The sequence below is a fragment of the Pseudomonas sp. EGD-AK9 genome, assembly GCF_000465935.2.
Classification (GTDB): domain Bacteria; phylum Pseudomonadota; class Gammaproteobacteria; order Pseudomonadales; family Pseudomonadaceae; genus Aquipseudomonas.
The window spans coordinates 1-849 of the sequence record NZ_AVOF01000700.1; the positions used below are offsets into that span (position 1 = coordinate 1).

An 849-nucleotide genomic window follows, 5' to 3' on the forward strand; every position below is an offset into this window, starting at 1 on the left:
CCGGCGGCGGAGTTGGCGAAGGCGAGGTAAGGGTCGGACATGAACGGGCTCCTGTGGGCGAATCAAAGAACGTGTCTACGATTTCGCGAGCTAGAGCCATGCAAGGCGAAAACAGACGAGGACGCGGAGTTTACGAGCTGTAAATGAGCAGTCCGAGCCTGTTTTCAACGCAGCAGGGCCGACGCGCAGCAGATCGTAGACACGTTCTAAAGTCGTGCCACTCTACGCAGTGACGGACCAAGCGCAATTGACCGCACTGCCTGGGGCCGCGGCAAGGCGGCCAATGCAGATGCGGCGGCGCGCGCTAGCCTGTAGCCCAATCTTTATTCGCAAGGAGTCAGCATGGCCCAGCTACGCCGGGTCGCCATAGTCGGCGGCAACCGCATCCCCTTCGCCCGCTCCAACACCGCCTACGCCACGGCGAGCAACCAGGAGATGCTGACCAGCACCCTCGAGGGCCTGGTGGAGCGCTTCAACCTGCACGGCGAGCGCCTCGGCGAGGTGGTGGCCGGCGCCGTGCTCAAGCACTCGCGCGACTTCAACCTGACCCGCGAATGCGTGCTCGGCTCGCGCCTGGCGCCCGAGACCCCGGCCTACGACCTGCAGCAGGCCTGCGGCACTGGCCTGGAGGCGGCGCTGCTGGTGGCCAACAAGATCGCCCTGGGGCAGATCGACTGCGGCATCGCCGGCGGCGTCGACACCACCTCCGACGCGCCGATCGGGGTCAACGAGGGGCTGCGCAAGATTCTGCTGGAGGCCAACCGCGGCAAGCGCACGCTGGACAAGCTCAAGAGCCTGCTGCAGATCCGCCCGCGCCACCTGGCCCCGGCCATCCCGCGCAACGGCGAG

General features: G+C 66.7%; 1 pseudogene. It reads left to right on the top strand.

Features of this window, described 5'->3' with window-relative positions:
- Nucleotides 1–342 precede the first annotated feature (342 nt).
- A pseudogene (locus tag N878_RS23055) lies at nt 343–849 on the top strand (acetyl-CoA C-acyltransferase); the annotation flags it as partial.